This window comes from Streptomyces sp. NPDC018964 (genome assembly GCF_044390325.1).
Classification (GTDB): domain Bacteria; phylum Actinomycetota; class Actinomycetes; order Streptomycetales; family Streptomycetaceae; genus Streptomyces.
Genome location: NZ_JBIRYZ010000004.1, coordinates 289948 through 309478 on the forward strand (window position 1 = coordinate 289948; position 19531 = coordinate 309478).

16 protein-coding genes are annotated in these 19531 nt (G+C 73.0%); 8 read left to right on the plus strand and 8 right to left on the minus strand.

Annotated features, from left to right (window positions below):
• Window positions 1-2: 2 nt before the first annotated feature.
• The 8 genes from ACH5AO_RS09085 to ACH5AO_RS09120 all read right to left on the minus strand — a co-directional run bounded on the left by ACH5AO_RS09085 (window position 3) and on the right by ACH5AO_RS09120 (window position 10671).
• Window positions 3-929, minus strand: a complete 927-nt coding sequence (locus tag ACH5AO_RS09085; protein ID WP_398923328.1) for a class I SAM-dependent methyltransferase — start codon at window positions 927-929, stop codon at window positions 3-5.
• Between the two features lie 165 nt (window positions 930-1094).
• The gene (locus tag ACH5AO_RS09090) at window positions 1095-2183 is read right to left on the minus strand and encodes an acyltransferase (protein ID WP_398923330.1); all 1089 of its coding nucleotides are present in this window, start codon (window positions 2181-2183) and stop codon (window positions 1095-1097) included.
• Window positions 2184-2393: 210 nt separating this feature from the next.
• Window positions 2394-3749 carry a polysialyltransferase family glycosyltransferase gene (locus ACH5AO_RS09095; RefSeq protein WP_398923332.1) on the minus strand — a complete coding sequence of 452 codons (1356 nt, stop codon included), beginning with the start codon at window positions 3747-3749 and terminating at the stop codon, window positions 2394-2396.
• 3 nt (window positions 3750-3752) lie between these two features.
• Window positions 3753-4718 (minus strand): glycosyltransferase family 2 protein, encoded by a 966-nt coding sequence (locus ACH5AO_RS09100; RefSeq protein ID WP_398923334.1) that lies wholly within the window; start codon window positions 4716-4718, stop codon window positions 3753-3755.
• 44 nt (window positions 4719-4762) lie between these two features.
• Entirely contained in the window at window positions 4763-6961 is a 2199-nt protein-coding gene (locus ACH5AO_RS09105; protein ID WP_398923336.1) for a polysaccharide pyruvyl transferase family protein, read from the minus strand.
• Entirely contained in the window at window positions 6958-8214 is a 1257-nt protein-coding gene (locus ACH5AO_RS09110) for a tetratricopeptide repeat protein (RefSeq protein WP_398923338.1), read from the minus strand. The genes ACH5AO_RS09105 and ACH5AO_RS09110 overlap by 4 nt, the downstream gene beginning before the upstream one ends.
• Before the next feature lie 121 nt (window positions 8215-8335).
• On the minus strand, window positions 8336-9685 hold the full coding sequence (locus tag ACH5AO_RS09115; protein ID WP_398923340.1) for a polysialyltransferase family glycosyltransferase: 1350 nt from the start codon (window positions 9683-9685) through the stop codon (window positions 8336-8338).
• A complete protein-coding gene (locus tag ACH5AO_RS09120; protein WP_398923342.1) occupies window positions 9685-10671 on the minus strand; it encodes a glycosyltransferase family 2 protein in 987 nt (328 codons plus the stop codon). The genes ACH5AO_RS09115 and ACH5AO_RS09120 overlap by 1 nt, the downstream gene beginning before the upstream one ends.
• Window positions 10672-10870: 199 nt before the next feature.
• On the opposite strand from ACH5AO_RS09120, the gene ACH5AO_RS09125 reads away from it, so the two are divergent.
• From ACH5AO_RS09125 to ACH5AO_RS09160, 8 genes are all read left to right on the plus strand, one after another.
• Window positions 10871-12211: a DUF6716 putative glycosyltransferase gene (locus ACH5AO_RS09125; RefSeq protein ID WP_398923344.1), complete on the plus strand. Its 1341-nt coding sequence runs from the start codon at window positions 10871-10873 to the stop codon at window positions 12209-12211.
• 32 nt (window positions 12212-12243) lie between these two features.
• Window positions 12244-13470 (plus strand): cytidylyltransferase domain-containing protein, encoded by a 1227-nt coding sequence (locus ACH5AO_RS09130; protein WP_398923346.1) that lies wholly within the window; start codon window positions 12244-12246, stop codon window positions 13468-13470.
• Between the two features lie 14 nt (window positions 13471-13484).
• On the plus strand, window positions 13485-14423 hold the full coding sequence (locus tag ACH5AO_RS09135; protein WP_398923348.1) for an N-acetylneuraminate synthase family protein: 939 nt from the start codon (window positions 13485-13487) through the stop codon (window positions 14421-14423).
• 89 nt (window positions 14424-14512) lie between these two features.
• Window positions 14513-15577 carry a hypothetical protein gene (locus ACH5AO_RS09140; protein ID WP_398923350.1) on the plus strand — a complete coding sequence of 355 codons (1065 nt, stop codon included), beginning with the start codon at window positions 14513-14515 and terminating at the stop codon, window positions 15575-15577.
• Between the two features lie 124 nt (window positions 15578-15701).
• Window positions 15702-15899, plus strand: coding sequence for a hypothetical protein (locus tag ACH5AO_RS09145; RefSeq protein WP_398923352.1), 198 nt, complete (start codon window positions 15702-15704; stop codon window positions 15897-15899).
• Window positions 15900-15908: 9 nt separating this feature from the next.
• A complete protein-coding gene (locus ACH5AO_RS09150) occupies window positions 15909-16313 on the plus strand; it encodes a type II toxin-antitoxin system VapC family toxin (protein WP_398923354.1) in 405 nt (134 codons plus the stop codon).
• Between the two features lie 290 nt (window positions 16314-16603).
• Window positions 16604-17833 carry a M20 family metallopeptidase gene (locus ACH5AO_RS09155; protein ID WP_398923641.1) on the plus strand — a complete coding sequence of 410 codons (1230 nt, stop codon included), beginning with the start codon at window positions 16604-16606 and terminating at the stop codon, window positions 17831-17833.
• Between the two features lie 430 nt (window positions 17834-18263).
• Window positions 18264-19313 (plus strand): BMP family protein, encoded by a 1050-nt coding sequence (locus ACH5AO_RS09160; protein WP_398923356.1) that lies wholly within the window; start codon window positions 18264-18266, stop codon window positions 19311-19313.
• Window positions 19314-19531 lie beyond the last annotated feature (218 nt).

Genomic DNA, 19531 nt, shown 5'->3' on the forward strand with positions numbered 1-19531 from the left:
GGTCAGGAGGCGCGCAGGAAGGCCGAGAGCGAGGCCTTGCCGAGGTAGGTGAAGCGGGTGGTGCCCGCGAGGTGCTTGTCCAGCGCCTCCTCGATGCCGGGCCACTTGGGGTCGCCGAAGTCGTCCAGGACGACGATCGCGCCCGGGGCGGCGATCTCCTCCGCCCACGCGAGGTCCTTCGCGACGCCCTCGGCCGAGTGGTCGCCGTCGACGACGATCACGCCGTAGGACCGGTCCGAGACGGCCGCGCGGGTCTCGGGGTCCTCGGAGAAGCCCTTCCGGATCCGGGCGGCCACGCCCGCCGGACCGGCCAGCGCGAGGTTGGTGCGCACGGCGTGCTCGTCGACCGGGGTGCCGGAGGGGTCGGAGCGCCGCGGCGTGCCGGGCTGGAGCTGCACACCGGCGAACGGGTCGACGATCGTCACGCTCGGGCTGCGGCCGTCGCGCTCCATCATCCGGATCAGACCGGCGGAGAACATGCCGTAGAGGGTGCCGATCTCCAGGATCTCGTCGTTCGGCGGGTCGAGCAGCGGGATGGTGCCGAGCTTGCCGCAGATGTTCATGGTGCCGCCCGCGATCCGGCCCGACCCCAGGGACTCCAGCGCGACCAGCAGCCGGTACGCGGTGGCGACGTTGCGGACGGCGGCGTCCCGGTCCCCGGCCAGCTCCGCCACCTCGGAGTGCAGCCGGTTCAGCGGGCCGGGGCTCACGATCCGGGACAGCCCGCGGCCGGACGGACCGAGCAGCAGGTCGAGGGTGAGCTGCTGGCGCTTCACCGCCTCGACCGTGTCCCGGAGCTCCCTCCTGCCCGCCGCCTCGGCGGCGGCCGCCGCGCGCAGGCGCCGGTCGATGCGCCGGTCGATGAGCTCGGCGACCGGGCGCAGCAGACGCCGGGAAGCGGAACTGGTCAGCAGGGCACGGCTGTTCATGAACCGGGTACCTCAATCCGTCGGAAGGCAGGGTGAGAGTGGTGCGGTTCGCGGTGGGGAACAGGCTAGGCACGGGGCCGCTGTGCACAGGCGGTACGGAGTCGAGCGGCGCGCGAACAGGTGGTGAACTCCGCGTGGAGACCGCGGGTGCGCGCGCCGGCCGGGTCAGCCGAACAGCCGCCGCAGGTTCAGCTTCCCCCACAGCAGGCTGGCGGCGAACGACAGCGCCATGACCGTGGCGACCAGACCGACCAGCAGCAGCCCCGCCACCGGCCCGCTCAGATCCGGCGACACGAGCGGGCCGACGATCTCCTCGACGAACAGCACGTGCACCATGTACGCGCCGAGCGCGGCGTCGGCCAGCCGCTTCAGCGGCGGCTGCCACTTCTCGGGCACCCGGACCCTGCTGATCAGGAGCAGGACGCAGACGCTCATGGCGGCGACGAACAGGTGCGCGTTGGGCATCACATAGTGGATCTGGGTGTTGTACCAGAGGGCGCCCGCCATGGTGAGCGGCAGCACCACGTACAGCGGCCACCGCTTGCGCACGACCCCGGCGGGAAGGGCGAACAGCAGCGCGCCGCCGACCGCGTACACCAGCGAGTAGGTGCCGAAGCCCCAGGCCACCGGCGCCATCTCGCGATCCGTGAGCTCGCTGATCGTGGTCAGCACGCTGGGCAGGACCGCCATGCCGAGCAGCGCCGCTCCCAGCCCGTAGGGCCGCTTCCCCGCCTTGATCAGCATCGCGAAGGCGAGCAGCATGATGATCGGGATGTAGGTGTACATGAACCACAGGTGGTACGCGGGCTGCACGGAGCCGAAGAGGGAGTGCTCCGCCAGCTCGGCCATGGGGCGGTCGTTGCGGTTCCGCAGCCATGCCCAGACCAGGTAGACCGCCGTCCAGGCGAAGAGCGGGACGGTGTTGCGGACGACGCGCTGCCACATGCGGGCGCTGTCCCGCGGGGGCGCGCCGACCAGTACGGCCCAGCCGGCTATGGCGAAGTACAGGGGGACGGCGAAGGGGTTGATCGCCTCGGCGATGTGGCCCGCCCAGTACGAACCCGCCCCGTTGTCCGGGTCGTTGCCGGTGGCACGGATGAACTGGGCGCCCACGTGGCCCAGCATGATGGTGGCGGAGCAGACGAGCCGCATCAGATCGATGTCGAAGCGGTGTTCGCGCGCGGGGGCGGCGGTCTGTTCCTGGGCGGGGCTGCCCTGTTGCTGCGGCAGGCGTACGGCGATGTCGTTCGGCACCGCGCAACTGTCGGACGATGTGGTGTACGGGAGTTGACGGACGGGTGGCACTTCCGTGACCGGTGCGTCTCGGTTGCCCTCCCGTGCCGCGTGCGCCCCGCCACCCGCACACCGCCCCCTCGGCCTCCGGCACACCAGGCAGCGCCTCCCGGGCCCTCGGGGCGTCGGGCGTCGGGAGGCGCGGCGGCCGCGGTCGCGTGGGGTGGTGCGCTACTTCCTGCGCGTGTTCCGGCGCACCGCCCGGCCCACCACACGCTTCGCGCGCCCCGCCTGGACCCTCGCCCGGGCGCGGGGGCTGCTGCCGGGGAGGCGCAGCTCGGCCAGGCGCGACGCGGGGAAGTAGTAGGCGGGGGCGCCCGCCAGGTGGGCGCGCAGCCAGTCCGCGGTCGCCTCGCGCAGGGCCGGGTACGTCTTGGGCTGCATGCAGAAGCCGATCGCCCGGACCAGCGGCGACAACGTCTCCGGAGCCGCGCCGACGACCGTCGGGGTCTCCTCGCGCTCCAGGTCGGGCACCAGGTGGTCGACCACGGCCAGCGGGACGCGGTTGCTGTTCGGGTAGGGCTTCAGGCGCTGCATCACCAGCGAGGTCCCGACCCGGGCGACGGGCACGTCGTAGTAGGCGGAGGCGGTCACCATCGCCGTCGAGAAGCAGCCGACGACGAGCTCGGGACGGCAGCGGTCGTACAGCGTCTCGGCCAGCAGCGGGGCGTCCAGCACGGTGAGCCGCACCCCCGCGTCCGCCGCCGCCTTGCTCAGCGCCGCCGAGTAGCCGGCGGGAGCCGTCGGATGCGGCTTGAAGACGATGGACCGGTGCCCGGCCCGCACGGCCCCGGTGAGCATGCGGACGTGCAGGTCCTCCTCCTCCTGCGCGCTCAGGATGTTGATCGCCGCCAGGTACTGGCCGAGCAGGACCGCCGTCGGCGCCTCGTCGAGGACGGGGGCCAGCCGCGGGTCGTCCGCCGCCTCCACGGAGATCTCGTCGAGCATGCCCCGGAACGCCTCGTCCGGGACGATCTCGGGCTCCACCCCGTACTCGGACAGCAGCAGCGGCCGCAGACCGGGGATCAGGTCGAGGTGCAGCAGCCGCCGGATGCGGCGCGCGAGCGTCAGCGGCAGCTTCTCCCGGGTCGGGCCGTAGCTCATCAGCCCGTCGGCGTACACGTCGACGACGGCCTCGGAGAAGATCGCCGCCAGCGCGCGCGCCGGGTTGACCTGGATCGACTCGACGGCGAGCTCGATCGTGTCCCGCTCGTCGATCTCCCACTGGAGACGGAACGCCCGCTGCCACAGCACCGTGTCGTTGCCGCGCGGACCCCAGGTGCTCGGGTGGTACGGGCTGATCGACTCGTTCCAGCTGATGACCGAGTCGAACCGGCCGGCTATCGGCTCGTACCCGTGCATCTCGTCCAGGCGCAGCGCCGTCTCCGGCACGGCGGCGTTGTTGGAGACCAGCAGGATGCGCCGGGCCCCGCCGCGCGGTCCGTACCGGCCCGCGTCCAGCGCCGCGGCGAGGGTGGCCGCTCCGTACAGGGTCGAGACCTGGAAGATCTGGGTCGTGTGGGGCATGGATCAGGCAGCCTTCCGCCCGTCGCGCAGGCGGCTGAGCAACCTGCTCCGTGTGCTGTCGATGGTCTTGAGCGTCTCCTCCAGCGCCTGCTCGGGCATCCGCTGGAGGGCGGCCCGCGTCTCGCGCCGCAGCCGCTGCGCCGCCGCGGGCTCGTACTCGTTCGCCTTGCCGATGTGGAAGGCGATCATGGCGCAGTAGGTGCGCACGGCCTTGAGGAGGAACCGGTCGGCCTCCCGGTCCTGCCGCACCTCCCGCAGCAGCGTGTCGTACGCGGGGATGAAGTCCAGCTGGCGGTCGTCCTTGATCTGGGTGAGCGAGGTCGCCACGCCCCGCCGGTAGAACACCCCGTGCAGCCCCAGGGACGCGTACGTACGGGCCGTCAGGTGCAGCCGCCAGATCCACAACCGGTCCTCGGCCGTGCGGAGTTCGGTCGCGAAGCGCATGCCGCCGTCGGCGAAGAGGTGCCGGCGGTAGATCCCCGCCCAGACGAAGGGGTAGTCGACCATCGTCTCCGTGTCGGCCGGCGCGATCCCGTCGCGCGGGTCCATCACCGCGTTGCGGACCTGCGCCGGGGGCCGCCGGATCACCCGCTCGGTGCCGGTGGCCTGGACGTGATCGGTACGGGCGAAGTCGCAGCCCAGCTCCTCCATGGCCCGCACCATTCCGGCGAGGTGGCGCGGCCCGTACCAGTCGTCGCCGTCGAGGAACGTGACGAACTCGCCCTCGGCCGCGTCGATGCCGCTGTTGCGCGCCTGCGCGATGCCCCTGTTCGTCTCGTGCCGGATCACCCGGGCGCCCGGGAGCTTCTCCGCCCACCGGTCGATCACCCAGGGCGTGGCGTCCGTGGAGCAGTCGTCGACGAGCAGGAACTCGTAGTCCGGGTGCGCGTTGGCGGCGAGACTGCGCAGGGTGCTCTCGGCGAAGGCCTCCACATTGTGCATCGGGACGACGACGGACAGTTTCGGCACGTGGTTCTCTCTTTCGGAAGCTCGAAGCGGCGGTGGTACGGGGCTCAGGCCGGGCCGAAGGTCTCCCGGAGCCCGTCGAGGTTCGACCGGGTGGTCTCCCACAGGAGCTTCTGCGCACCGTGCACGTCCGCCACCGCGGCGGCGTGGTCGTCGAGGAGCGCCGCCGCCCGTTCCGCGAGCCGGGAGCCGAGGTCCCGGTCGTGCACGGACAGCCCCCACTCCTCGCGCCCGATGTCGGACAGGAAGTAGGCGAGCTTCGGGTGGGAGACGAGGCTGAGGATCGGGGTGCCGCAGCCGAACGGGATCATCCCCGCGTGCCCGCGCATCCCGATCACCAGCCGCGACCGGCGGTACAGCTCACGGATCCCGTCGTTCGTCATGTCGTACAGCTGCTCCACGGGCAGCGCGACGCCGTGCTCCCGGCGCAGGTCGTGCACGAACTTCTCGTCGGCGGGCATGTGGGCCGCGTACCGCACGTCGGCCCTGCCCCGCAGGGTCTTCAGCGCGGCGGCCATCTGGCCGAGGAAGTGGCCGTAGTCGTGGCCGAAGCGCAGTCCCGCGCGGTCGTACGCGCAGTTGACCAGGACGGTGTCGTCCCGCTCCACCGGGTCGAGCCAGCCGGGGACGAGGTACCGGGCCACCGTGGTCGGGCAGGGCTGGTAGCGGACCCGGTCCCGCAGCTCCCCGGGCAGCAGCTCGCGGACCCGCTCGATCGAGCCGTGGTTGCGCAGCCCGAAGAACGCCGACCGCTCGACGAGGACCCGCAGGCTCTCGGCGAACCGGCCGCGGCGGTAGAGCTGCCCGTCGAACACGTTGTAGCCGACCGCGAACACCGCCAGCGGCGCGGTCAGCCGGGCCAGCACGTCGTCCGGGACGTTCCACTGCCAGTGGCTGTTGCCGTTGGGGGAGGTGTCCGGCAGGAAGAGCCCGCCGCCGCCCACGACCACCCCGCGCCGCGCGTTCAGTTCCTCCAGCGCCGCCTCGTCGACCAGCCGGTGCACCGGCTGCTGGTACCAGCGGCGCGGGCCGGTGTCGGTGTCGAAGCACATGCGCACGGCCTCGGGCAGGACCTTGTCGCCCGCGTTCTCCTGGCCCTCGGCGAACAGCGCCACGTGCGCCAGCTGCTCCGCGGCGGGCAGCGGCTCCGCCTCCGGGGCCTTCGCGCGGGTACGGACGTACCAGGCGTGACACCCGGCGTCGGTGGGGTCGGCCTCCAGCCCGTCGCGGGCGTAGGCGTGCGCGTCCTCCTCCCGCCCGCACAGCCACGCCAGACGGGCGAGCTGGGCGAAGGCGCGCGGAGCGACGTCGGGCGAGGCCGCCGCCAGGAGCAGGTGCGCCTCGGCCTCGTCGTAGCGGGACAGCGCCATCAGGCAGACGCCGAGCGTCTCCTGGCAGCGCGGCGCGTCCAGCCGGTCGCCGACGACCGGGGCGAGGACGTCGACGGCCTCGTCGTAGCGGCCCTGCCTGCGGTACACGTCGGCGACCGTGCGGGCGAGGCCGAGCGAGGGGCGGGCCCGCAGCAGGGGCGGCGCGAGGTGCGCCAGGAGGTCGGGGTGCTTCTCGCCGGGCAGGGCGCAGTAGGCGGCCCGGAACTCCTCGTCGCCCATCTCGAAGCGGCGCCGGGCCTCGGCGGCCGGACCGTACCCGGGCTCGTCGAACGGGCCGGTGAAGTGCAGGACGGCGACCCGCGGGGGCACCGGGGCGTCGTCGTACAGCCGGCGGGTGAGGAAGTCGTACCGCGCGTCGAGCGGAGCCAGGACCTTCTCGGGCACCGGATCCGGCCCGGCCGCCGCCGTGCCGTCCGCGTCGGCGCGCTGCACGACCAGCAGCCCGTCCGGCAGGACCGCACGCCGCTCCCGCCCCTCCTCGTCGCAGAGCAGCTGCGGTACGGCGCCCACCCCGTGCCGCATCCGCAGCAGCTCGCCGATGTCGCCCAGCACCACCATGGCCGGGGTGAACGCGACGACGGTGTCGTAGCCCTCCAGCCGGAGGACGTCACCACGGCCGTCCGCCCGGCGCGTCACCACACGCGGGTGCAGCCGGCGCAACTCCTCGAAGGAGGAGTCCGGCAGGCCGGGGTGCAGCACCACGAAGTCCTCGCACACGCCCGGATTGGTGAGCGCCAGGCTGCGCAGCAGCGTGGGCAGGGCGGGCAGGCCGTCGGTGCCGGTGTGGACGGCGAAGGCGATCCGGCGCCTGCCGGTGACGGTGCTCCGGTCGTCCGCGGAGGAGGCGTGGGTCATCGCAGGGCGATCCTCATCTTGCTGTCGTCGACGTGCGTCGCGCGGTCCATGACCCACTCGGCCTCGTCCGGCCGCAGCCGGCCGGGCTTGTCGAAGCCGATGAGGTCCAGGCGGGGGCTGACGTCCAGGAAGTCCAGCAGCCGCAGGACGGTGAAGGCGGTGGTGACCCCCGGACCCCAGTGGTCCTCGCCCAGCAGCGCCGGGTCGCTGAGCGGCCGGCGCAGGGAGGCGTCACCGATGTGCTCCTGCGCCCCGGCCACGAGCCGCTGCCGCGTGGCGCGCCGCCACGCGGCGGCCGGGTCGCCGAACACCAGCCGGATACCGGCCGGTTGCGCCCAGGCGGGCCCGTCCCACGGGGTGTCGCCCCGCAGCGAGACGGCGTGCAGACCGGTGCGCGCGCCGGTGCCCTCCGCGTGGAGACGGAAGGAGTCGCAGCGCACCACCAGGTCGTAGCGGTCGATCTCGGCGCCCAGCGCGCTCTCGGCGACCTCGGCGGCGTTCGACACCAGGCACACCGTCCGCCCCGCGATCAGGCCGCGCAGCCCGCCGACCCCGACCGGGGTGCTCCCACCGAGCAGCGGGTCGGACATCCCGGACCGCTCGACGAGCCGCCGGTGGGTGCCGTACAGCGCGAGCAGGCGCCGTACGGCCGGGTCGCCCGCGCCGTGCTCGGCCACCCGCGCCCGTACGTGGGCGTCGAACTCCGGTGCCGCGACCGCGGTGGGCTTCCGGGACAGGCCGCGCAGCGCGTCGCCCGAGCCGGGGAACAGCGCGGCGGCCTCCTCCAGGCACTCCTTCCGGCGCCGCAGCGTGCCGATCCTGCGGGAGACCTCCTCGGCCGCCTCGCCGTCCCGCAGCAGCGCGAGGTGGCGTTCGTAGCACTCCAGCGCCTCGTCGCCGCGGCCGAGCCCGTCCAGCGCCCGGCCGCGCAGCCGCCACGCGCCCCGGGACCGCTGCCGGATCCCGGTCGACACCTCGGCGATGTCCAGGGCCAGGGCGAGTCCGTCGTCCCCACCGGCCTCCAGCGCGCGCTCGCCGACCTTGAGCAGGGCGTCGAAGGGATCGGCCGACGGGTCGTCGAGCGAGCCGGTGAGGACGCCGATCGCCTGCACGAGGCGGGTGTCCCGGGCGGTGGGACGGCCCTCCCGCGACGCGAGGTACTCACCGCACAGGCGCAGGCTCCGGGCGTACAGATCCCGCCTGGCGGCCTCCTTCTGCCGTGCCGTGAACAATCCCGCCAGGGGGTTCGTCATGCTTCCACCGTCCTCCGATCGGAGGCCGAATGTGCCCCAGCGCGGCGGGCCGGCGGTGGCCTCCGGGTGGACAACGGGTGAACACTCCCTTTTGAACAGGCGGCCCGGCGTCGTGGGTTCCTCAGCGCCGTACGGCCTTCCTCAGGGTCCGCGCCCGCCGCACCACCCGGCGCGCGGCGGCGCTGCGGGGCAGGAACGCCAGCCGTTTCGGAATGCCGCCGGGAAGCCCCAGCGAGGTGAGCCGCTTGCGCTTGAACCAGTGCCGGGTGCGCGGCCCGAAGCGCCGTGCGAGGTAACGCTCGGCGACCGGACGCAGGGAGGGGTGGATCTGCGGCTGCATGGTGAAGCCGAGCGTGGCGACCAGGTCGTCCAGCTCGTCGGCGGGCACGGCGCTCCCGCCGCCGGGCTCCAGGGGCGGCAGCAGCGCGTCGGCCAGGACCGCCGGTACCCGGTCGCCGTTCTGGTAGGGCGTCAGCCGCTCCAGGACCCGCTCGGTACCGGTACGGGCCACCGGCAGGCCGTAGAGCGCGGACGCCGTGAACAGCGCGGTCGAGAAGCAGCCGACGACCAGCGCGGGCCGGGACCTCTCGAACAGCACCTCGGCGGGTACGGGGGTGTCGACGACGGTGAGGTCCACCCCGAGCCGCTCCGCCTCCGCGGCCAGTACGCGGCCGTGGCGGAGCGGCGCGAGGGGGTGCGGCTTGAACACGACGGCGCGGTGGCCGCGTTCGACCGCCCCCCGCAGCATCCGCGCGTGCAGGCCGTCCTCCTCATCGGCGGAGAGGACGCCGAGCCCGGACAGGCACTGGCCGACCAGCAGCGCCGCGCCGTCCGGAAGCCCGGGCAGCCCGCCGGCCGCCTCGGACAACCCGCCGACCGCCTCGGACAGTTCACCGACCACCCGCCGGAAGGCGTCCGCCGGCACCACCCGCGCCGGCACGCCGAACTCGGTCAGCAGCAGCGGCGCGAGGCCCGGCACCAGGTCCGGGTGGAGCACCTGCCGCACCCGCGTGCCCACGAGCGGGTCGAGCCGGGCGCGGGTGGGACCGTAGCTCATCAGCCCGTCGGCGTGGACGTGGACCGGGGCCCCGGTGAACACCTGGGCCACCGCGAGGGCGGGGGCGACCGCGACGGACTCCAGGACCAGTTCCACCCGGTCGTCGCCGAGCCCCCACAGCCGCCGCAGGTGCCGCTCCAGGAGCGGGACGTCGGCGGGGCGCGGCGTCCAGGCCGCCGGGTGGAAGGGGGCGATGGCCTCGTTCCAGGAGAGCACGTCGTCGAAGCGGTCGCGCAGCGGCGCGAAGCCCGGCATCTCGTCCAGGGACGGAGCGCCCTCCGGGACCGCGGAGTCGTCGCACACCAGCAGGACCCGCCGCTCCGCGTCCGCGAAGCAGCCGGACTCGATCGCGGCCGCCAGTGTGGCCAGCCCGTACGGTGACGAGGCGCAGAAGATCTGGGTGGTACGGGACATCACGCGGCCCCCTTCCCCGCGCCGCTGCGGCGCCGCAGCCGCCGCAGCCGGGCGGAACGATCGATGTCCATGGCCCCCAGCACCTCTCCGAGCAGGTCCTGCGGCAGCCGGTCGAGCGCCGCCGCGCTCATCGCCCGCAGCCGCCTGGCCACGGCCGGTTCGAACTTGTCCTCCTCGGCCAGATGATGGGCCATGATCGCGCAGTACTGCCGCACCGCCTTGGGCAGCAGCCGGCCGGCGTCCCGGTCCGCCGCCGTCTCCTCGACGATCAGGTCGAAGGCGCGGATGAAGTCGAGCTGGCGGACGTCACCGATCCGGGTGAGGGAGGAGGCGACCCCGCGCCGGTAGAACACGCCCAGCAGGCCGACCACGGCGAACGACTCCGCCTCCCGGTGCAGCTTCCAGGTCCACGGCCGGTCCTCGGCCGTGTGCAGCCCCTCGGCGAAGTGCAGCAGCCCCCGCTCCAGCAGCCGCCGGTGGTAGGCGCCGGCCCAGACGGACACGTAGTCCACCGCGGTCGTCCGGTCCGCGGGCAGGATCGCGTCCCGCGGGTCCAGCACCTCGCCGCGCAGGCCGACCGGGACCCGCTGCACCGACCGGTCCCTGCCGGTCACCCGCACGTGGTCGGTGCGCACGAAGTCGCAGCCCAGCCCCTCGACGGCCGCCACCAGCTCGGACAGGTACCCCGGAGCGAACCAGTCGTCGCCGTCCAGGAAGGCCAGGTACTCGCCCCGCGCCGCGTCCAGCCCGGTGTTGCGCGCGGTGGCGATCCCGGCATTCTTGTCGTGGCGGATGTAGCGCACCTGAGCGACCTTCTCGAGGTCCTCGGCCGCACGCTCGAGGATCGCCGGGGTGCCGTCCTCGGAATGGTCGTCGACCAGGACGAACTCGAAATCCGGCCGGGCGTTCGCACGAAGACTCCGCACGGTGTCGGGGGCGTATCGCCGGACGTTGAAGAACGGGACGATCACGGAAAGCTTTGGCACCCGCGGAACACTAGGAGGCCCGTCCGGCCGGGCGACTTTCCGGTGGCCGTCCAGGGGGTGAACTCCATGTGTCCGTACGGTGCACCAGGCCTACGTACCGCGCCCCCACGAGCCGATTCGGCTCCCGGTGGGGCGTTGTTAACTCTTCGTTGATCCACGGTTGGGCCATACCTAGAATTCGCTTCCTAGCGTCTCCGGCGTGCCAGCAAGTGCAACGAAGCCCCTCAGGGTCGCGGTCCTCGCGGATTCCGACACCCGGTGGAAATGGGGCGCGCTCACCGCGAACCGCGTCGCGCCGTCGGAACCCGGAGCCCCGGGAGCCCCGGCCGGCCGGGACGTCCGTCTGGACGGATACCTCCTGCGGGGCCGCGCCACCCCCACCGCCCGCCAGCTCGGCGAGGTCGGCGTCACCGCGGACTCGCTCCGCGAGGTCACCGCCGTCGAGTTCCTGCGCGCCATGCGCGAGGAGTCGTACGACCTCCTCGTGCTCGCCCTGGTCGGCGGCGGCGTGCAGGCCATGCTGCACGGACTCAAGCGGGTCTGGGAGGACCGGCCGCGGCGGCCCGTCGTCGTCACCGGGTACGTCGGCGTCGTCTACGAGAAGCTCGCCGACGGCCTCCTGCTGCGCCACGGCGCCGACCTGGTGCTCGCCAACTCCCGCCAGGACGCGGACCGTTTCCGCGCCGTGTACGAGGGAGTGGGCGCCGACGCCTCCTCGGTGACCGAGGTCGCGCTGCCGTTCCTCGGCGGAGCCCCCTACGAGGGCGAACACGACCCCTACACGGTTGTCTTCGCCGCCCAGCCCTCCGTCCCGGAGAGCCGCAAGGACCGTACGTACCTGCTGAACCGGCTGGTGGAGCACGCCCGCCGGCACCCCGGGCGCGAGGTGCTGCTGAAGCTGCGCTCCAAGCCCGGCGAACACACCACGCACATCGAGGAACTGCCCTACCAGAAGCTGTCCCAGCGACTGGACCTCCCCCCCAACTTCCGCCTGGTCTACGGGCACATGGGCGAGGTCCTCGACCGGACCGACCTGCTCGTCACCGTCAGCTCCACGGCCGCCCTGGAGTCGCTGCACCGCCGCATCCCGACCGCGGTCCTCACCGACCTCGGCGTCCGGGAGTCCCTCGGCAACCACCACTTCCTCGGCTCCGGCTGCCTCGCCTCCTGGGACCAGCTCGACGACGGACACCGCCCGGTGCCCGACGCGGAGTGGGTGGCCCGGCAGGGTGTCGCGTCGGACGGCTCGTACGGGACGGCCTTCGACGCGGCCCGCGCCCGCATCGCCGGGCTGCTCGACCGCCCCGGCGGACTGCCGCCCCTCACCCCCTACTACACGCCCGTCACCGCGCCCGGCTACCTGCCCGGCATCCTCGCCCGCCACCACCTCGGCCCGGACGGCACCCCCCTGCCCGGCGCCCCCGCCGCCGACAAGGAGCCCGGACCGGTCCGGCAGATCGTGCGCCGGGCGGCGCGCGGCGCCTACCGGCACGGCGTGCAGCGCGTGGCCCCGGTGATCCGCCGGATGGGGGAGCTGTGACCGGCCCGACCCCTGATCGAGGAGCTGATCCCATGTCCCACCCGCCGACGGTGCGCCGCGTGCTCGCCGTGATCCCCGCGCGCGGCGGCTCCAAGGGCGTCCCCGCGAAGAACCTCGCCCCCGTCGGCGGCGTCCCGCTGGTGGCGCGCGCCGTGCGCGAGTGCCGGGCCACGCGGTACGTCACGGACGTCGTCGTCTCCACCGACGACCAGGCCATCGCGGCCGCCGCCCGGCAGGCCGGCGCCGAGGTCGTGCTGCGGCCCGCCGCCATCGCCGGCGACACCGCCACCTCCGAGGCCGCCGTCCTGCACGCGATGGACACCCACGAGGCCCTGCACGGCGCCCCCGTGGACGTCGTCCTGCTCGTGCAGTGCACCAGCCCCTTCCTGGTCCGCGAGGACGTCGACGCCGTCGCCGGCGCGGTCGTCGACCAGGGCGCCGACACGGCGGTGACGGTCGCCCCGTTCCACGGCTTCGTCTGGCGCGACGGGGCGGACGGGACGGACGGGGCCGCCGCCGGAGGCCACGGCGTCAACCACGACAAGTCCTTCCGCCCCCGCCGCCAGGACCGCCCCCAGGACTTCCTGGAGACCGGCGCCGCCTACGCCATGGACGCGGCCGGCTTCCGCGAGCACCAGCACCGGTTCTTCGGCCGCACCGAACTCGTGCGCACCGACCCGGCCCGCGTCCTGGAGATCGACGACCCGCACGACCTCGCCCGGGCCCGTGCCCTCGCCCCGCTCTTCGACGCGGAGCGGCCCGGCGCCCTCCCGACCGCCGACGACATCGACGCGGTCGTCCTCGACTTCGACGGCACCCAGACCGACGACAGGGTGCTGATCGACTCCGACGGACGGGAGTTCGTCTCCGTGCACCGCGGGGACGGACTCGGCATCGCGGCCCTGCGCCGCAGCGGCCTGAGGCTGCTGATCCTGTCCACGGAGCAGAACCCGGTCGTCGCCGCCCGCGCACGCAAGCTCAAGATCCCCGTGCTGCACGGCATCGACCGCAAGGACCTCGCCCTCAAGCAGTGGTGCGAGGAACAGGGCATCGCGCCCGAGCGCGTGCTCTACGTCGGCAACGACGTCAATGACCTCCCGTGCTTCGCCCTCGTCGGCTGGCCCGTGGCGGTCGCGAGCGCCCACGACGTCGTACGCGGCGCCGCACGCGCGGTCACCACCCTCCCCGGCGGCGACGGCGCGATCCGAGAGATCGCCGGCTGGATCCTCGGTCCCTCTCTCGACTCCCTCCCCAAGTAAGGAAACCCCGGACAATGAGCACCAACTCCCGCATCCGCACCCTCGGTTCCCGCGAGGCCGGCCCCGGCCGCCCCGTGTACGTCACCGGCGAGATCGGCATCAACCACAACGGTGACCTCGAGAACGCCTTCAAGCTGATCGACGCCGCCGCCGAGGCCGGCTGCGACGCGGTCAAGTTCCAGAAGCGCACCCCCGAGATCTGCACCCCGCGCGACCAGTGGGACATCGAGCGCGACACCCCCTGGGGCCGGATGACGTACATCGACTACCGCCACCGCGTGGAGTTCGGAGAGGACGAGTACCGCCGGATCGACGAGTACTGCAAGGAGAAGGGGATCGACTGGTTCGCCTCCCCGTGGGACACCGAGGCCGTCGCCTTCCTGGAGAAGTTCGACGTCCCCGCCCACAAGGTGGCCTCCGCCTCCCTCACCGACGACGAGCTGCTGCGCGCCCTGCGCGCCACCGGCCGCACGATCATCCTCTCCACCGGCATGTCCACCCCGAAGCAGATCCGCCACGCCGTCGAGGTCCTGGGCAGCGACAACATCCTGCTCTGCCACGCCACCTCCACCTACCCGGCGAAGGCCGAGGAGCTGAACCTGCGGGTCATCAACACCCTCCAGCAGGAGTACCCGAACGTCCCGATCGGTTACTCCGGCCACGAGACCGGCCTGCAGACCACCCTCGCCGCCGTCGCCCTCGGCGCCGTCTTCGTCGAGCGCCACATCACCCTCGACCGCGCCATGTGGGGTTCCGACCAGGCCGCCTCCGTCGAGCCGCAGGGCCTCACGCGCCTGGTCCGCGACATCCGCACCATCGAGGCCTCCCTCGGCGACGGCGTCAAGAAGGTCTACGACTCCGAGCTCGGCCCGATGAAGAAGCTGCGCCGCGTCAGCGGCGTGGTCGCCGAGGCGGAGATCGCGGCGGCGGCGGGCGAACCGCTGTCGGTCTGAGCGAACCGCTGTCGGTCCGCTCGGACCGCCGCCGGTCTGAGCGGACCGCACCCCCCACCCCCTACGACGACGGGAATGGTCGTACGTCGATGAGCCCCCGCGCCGGCCGGCCCGGCCCCCACACTCTCGCCTTCGTCGAGAGCCCGGTACAACTGCTCAACGTGCTGGAGTGGGCGCACACGCGTGCGCCCGGCGTGGGGCTCACCCTCGTGGTGCTGTCCCCGGTCGACCCCATGACCCGGGGCCAGCTGCGCCGCATGGCGGAGCTGGCCCGCGAGGAGGGCCACGAGGTCCGCTGGGAGGAGGCGCGGGGAGGAGCGGGCGCACCGTTCCAGACGGTCGGCGGTCTGACCGCCCCGCTCCGCCGGGCCACCCGCGTCGTCCTGGGCGACCCCTTCTCCCGCTACGTCCAGCTGCTGCTGACGATCACCAGCGCCCGTGAGGTCGTCGTCGTCGACGACGGCACCGCGACCATGGAGTTCGTCGGCCAGCTGGCCCGGGGCGAACGCCTGGTGCGCTGGCACCGCAAGGGCGGCCGCCCGGGCCCCCGCGAACTCGTCCTCGCCCCCGTGTCCGCCGCCGCCCGGCGCCGGCTCACCCCCGGGGGGAAGCGCACGGTGGAGGTCTTCACCTCCATGCCCATGCAGGACGTCCCGCCCGGGGTCACCGTCAGCCCCCACACCTTCGCCTGGACCCGGGACCGCTTCGGCCCGCCCGGCGTCACCCGGGGCGCCGACCTGGTCGGCACCTCCCTGGTGGAGACCGGCGTGGTGGACGCCGACGCCTACCTGGAGGCCGTGGGCGCCCTGGTCGCCGCGCACGGCGCCAAGCGCTACTTCGCCCACCGCCGCGAGAGCACGGAGAAACTCCACCGGCTCGCCGTCGGGACGGGACTGGAGATCGTCCGCCCGGAGCTGCCGCTGGAGCTCATCGCCCGGCGCGGCCCCATCGGCCGTACGATCGTCAGCTTCCCCTCCACGGTCGTCCACACCCTGCCCCTCGCCCTCGCCGGCACCGGCGTCCGCGTCGCGGTGTGCGACATAGACCCCGCCTGGCTGACCAAGAACGCCTCCCCCCGCGCCCAGGGCTTCCTGGCCAACGTCACCGACACGGCCAGGTCCGCCCACCACCTGCGGACGGTACCGGCGGTCTGAGCCCCGGCCGCCGGAAGGGAGCGGATGTTCGAGCGCCCGCTCGTGTCGGCGAAACCCGATGGCACCAGGTGAGAGCGCCCGTATGCTGGCCGTTGAGCCGGTTCTCGCCTTGCTGGAGGTCCCGATGAGCATGTCCGCATCCGACGGCCTCGACCACCCGCAGCCGAGGCCACGCGTGTCGGTCGAGGAACTGCTGTCGGCGAAGAACACCCAGCCGATCCGTTCCCTGGAGGACCTCGCCGCCGACACCTTCGAGTCGGACGAGGAGCTGGAGGAGTTCCTCGCCTTCACCTACGCCGAGCGCCGGCGCGACGCCGCCTGAGCCCGCCGCATGCAACCCGTCGTCCTCGACACCGACGTCGCCTCCCTGCTGCACAAGCGCAAGCTGACCGGACCACTGGCGACCCGCCTGATCGGCCGCAAACCGCTGATCACCTTCGTGACCTACGGCGAGCTCACGAAGTGGATGGAGATCCGTCACTGGGGCACCCGAAGCCGCCAGGAACTCGCCGACTGGCTCGCCGACGTCCCTGTCCTTCCCGGTGACGAAGCCGTCGCCGCCACCTGGGGGCGACTGTCCGCCGCCGGGATACGGCGTGGCCGGCCCCGCCCCACCAACGACATGTGGATCGCCGCCAGCGCCCTCACCTACGACCTGCCGCTGGCCACTCCCAACCTCAAGGACTACGAGGACTTCCGCCTTCACCACGGCCTTCGCGTCCTCGGTGCCGAATAGCAGCCGTCGCCTGCCGGCATCCGCCGAATGAACCGGCCCGCGTGCCTTCGGCCGAGCGTGGTAACCGTGAGGAGTGGACGGGTGCCGGAACCATGTCCCGGATTGTGATCGGCCTCATGGACCGGCAGGCCAACGGCCTATACCCTCGCAAAAAGGCGGTGAGTGTACCCACCTCAATACACAACTATGCGTAGGGCAGCCGGTTTTTCTCCCTCCAACGGATTGATTTTTCTTGATCGGGGGGCGGCGAACCACTCCGGCGCCCTACCCTTCAAAGGGTGAAACCACTGATGTCACTGGAGTCCGAGATCGATCTCCCCGGGGGAGCGGTACTTCCCGGCGCGTTGCCCGAGGCCCTGCGTGCCGAACTCGTGGCCTTCCGGCGCGACCTGCACATGCACCCGGAGCTCGGTCACCAGGAGTTCCGCACCACCGCGGCGATCAAGGAACGACTCGAGCAGGCCGGTCTGCGGCCGCGCGTCCTCTCCGGCGGCACCGGCCTGATCTGTGACATCGGAACCGACGACGAGGCCGGCACGGACTCGGCGATGCTCGCCCTGCGCGCCGACATCGACGGCCTGCCCATCCCCGACATGAAGGCCGGCTGCCCCTACCGCTCCACCGTGCCCGACCGGGCCCACGCCTGCGGCCACGACGTGCACACCACCGTCGTGCTCGGTGCCGGCCTGGTCCTCGCCGAACTGCACCGCCAGGGCCTGCTGCCCCGCCCCGTGCGGCTGATCTTCCAGCCCGCCGAGGAGGTGCTGCCCGGCGGCGCCGCCGAGGTCGTCGAGGACGGCGGACTCGACGGCATCGGCCGGATCCTCGCCGTGCACTGCGACCCCCGCGTCGACGCCGGGAAGATCGGCCTGCGCGAGGGTCCCATCACCTCCGCCTGCGACCGGCTGGAGATCGCCCTCGACGGCCCCGGCGGCCACACCGCCCGCCCGCACCTGACCACCGACCTGGTCACCGCCGCCGCGCGGGTCGTCACCGACGTGCCCGCCCTGGTCGGCCGGCGCGTCGACAGCCGCAGCGGACTCGCCGTGACCTGGGGCCGGGTCGAGTCGGGCCACGCGCCCAACGTCATCCCGCAGCACGCCGAGCTCTCCGGCACCGTGCGCTGCCTGGACCTGGAGACCTGGCGGCAGGCCCCCGACATCGTGGTCGCCGCCATCGACGAGGTGGCCAACCTGCACCGCGCCAAGTCGGAGATCACCTACGTGCGCGGCGTCCCGCCGGTCGTCAACGAGGCCGGCGCCACCGAGCTGCTGCGCGACGCCATGATCGCGCGACGCGGGGCGGAGTCCGTCGAGGGCACCGAGCAGAGCCTCGGCGGCGAGGACTTCTCCTGGTACCTGGAGCGCGTCCCCGGCGCCATGGCCCGCCTCGGCGTCCGCCCCCCGGGCGAGCGCACCGTGCGCGACCTGCACCAGGGCGACTTCGACGTCGACGAGCACGCCATCACCGTAGGAGTGGAACTCTTCACCGGCGCCGCCCTCCTGGACGCCCTCCGCTAGCCACCCCACCCCAGCCTCCCTCCGCCCGCCCAGCCCTCCGCCCGCCCCAGCTCCTCCGCCCCGATCCAGCCCCTCCGGCGTTTGAGGAGCGGGGTCTGGGGCGGAGCCCCAGGGTCGGGACGGGAAGGGGCGGCGGGGGCGAAAACCCGACCCGGCACCCACCCGCCCCACCCGCCCCACCCACCCCACTCGCACACCCCCGCTTGCGCCCCCCGCACACCAGAGGCAGCGTGGGCCCCGTGCACCCACGAACCCCGCACCGATCGCCCGGTTCGGCCCCGTACGGCCCTCTGGTTCACAGGGCTGTAACCGGCCACCGGCACGAATGGATAACGGCCCCGCCCGATCCCGTTCCCAGGAGTGTCTACGCGCGTTAATGTGCGCCGAACCGAGCGCCCACTGCGGGGCTTTGGAGAATGGGGAACTTCAGATGCGTCGGATATCCAGACTGACCCGCGTCGCGGTGGGGGTCGCCTCGCTCGCACTCGCCGCCACCGCCTGCGGCGGCACCAGCGGTGACAACGGTGACAGCGGCGGCTCCAAGGAGAACCTCGGCCTCGCCATCGCCTACGACATCGGGGGCAAGGGCGACCAGTCCTTCAACGACGCCGCCTTCGCCGGCCTCACCAAGGCCAAGGACGAGTTCGGCTACAAGACCGCCGACGTGGAGCCCACCGAGGGCGAGACCGACGCGGACAAGGAGCAGCGCCTGGCCTCGCTGGCCCGCCAGGGCTACAACCCGGTCATCGGCGTCGGCTTCGCCTACGGCCCCGCGATGAAGGCCGTCGCCGAGAAGTACCCGAAGACCACCTTCGGCATCGTCGACTCCGTCGTCGAGGGCGACAACGTCGCCTCCCTCGTCTTCGCCGAGGAGCAGGCCTCCTACCTCGCCGGCGTCGCCGCCGCCAAGGCCACCAAGACGAAGACGGTCGGCTTCGTGGGCGGTGTGGACATCCCGCTGATCCACAAGTTCCAGGCCGGCTACGAGCAGGGCGTCAAGGCGACCGACCCCAAGGTCAAGGTGATCCCGCAGTACCTGACGCAGACGGCGGAGGAGGGCGGCTTCTCCAGCCCCGACAAGGGCAAGGCCGCCGCCGAGGGCCAGATCGAGAAGAAGGCCGACGTCATCTACCAGGCGGCCGGCCTCTCCGGCCAGGGCGTCATCGAGGCCGCCGCCAAGGCGAAGGTCTGGGCGATCGGCGTCGACTCCGACCAGTACAAGCAGGAAGCCCTCGCCGCGTACAAGGACTACATCCTCACCTCCGCCCTGAAGGACGTCGGCGGCTCGGTGTACGCCCTGGCCAAGTCGGTCGAGGACGGCAAGCCGCTGACCGGCACCCAGGTCTTCGACCTCAAGGCGGACGGCGTCGGCCTCTCCGAGAGCAACCCGAAGATGGCCGAGGTCCCCGGCCTGACGGACGCCGTGACCAAGGCCGAGGAAGGCATCGTCGACGGCTCCATCAAGGTGAAGACCGAGTAGGGGAGACCGTGCGGGGGAGACCGGGTGACGGACCCGGCGCGGACCCACGGAGCGGGCGGGCACTCACAGGTGCCCGCCCGCTCCGCCGTCCCCGCCTCCGCTCACCCACCGCCACCCTCCGTTCGCGGTCGGCGATGCGCCGACCACGGCTCGGAGTGGTGTTGGCCACGGCCGCATAACAAGGTGGACAGAAGGGGTTTTCAGGCAGGTCTACGCGC